Genomic DNA, 273 nt, shown 5'->3' with positions numbered 1-273 from the left:
TGGTGAATAGTGTTCTCTCGATTTCATTCAATACCCCCGATTGTCTCATCGTAACAATCGGGACTGTCTGTGAAAATCAGGATACCTCATTAGCCCAGACCCTGGGTACCGAATACAACTCCGACGAGGTGTTGCTGCCGTACCAACGGATCTGGATTGCCGACGAGAGCCCGCTCAAGATTGCCGAGAAGAGCCGCCGTACCGGTATCACCTGGGCTGAGGCGGCCGACGCTGCCCTGACGGCCTCCAAGACCAAGACGGCCGGGGGTTGCC

At 57.1% G+C, this 273-nt stretch carries 1 pseudogene; it reads left to right on the top strand.

Features of this window, described 5'->3' with window-relative positions:
- Positions 1–56: 56 nt before the first annotated feature.
- Positions 57–273, top strand: a pseudogene (locus ACW5W8_RS24070) (hypothetical protein); the annotation flags it as partial.

The organism is Aeromonas aquatilis (genome assembly GCF_054052405.1).
Note: the sequence above shows the minus strand (reverse complement) of the source record. Positions and strands in the feature narration are given on the sequence as shown.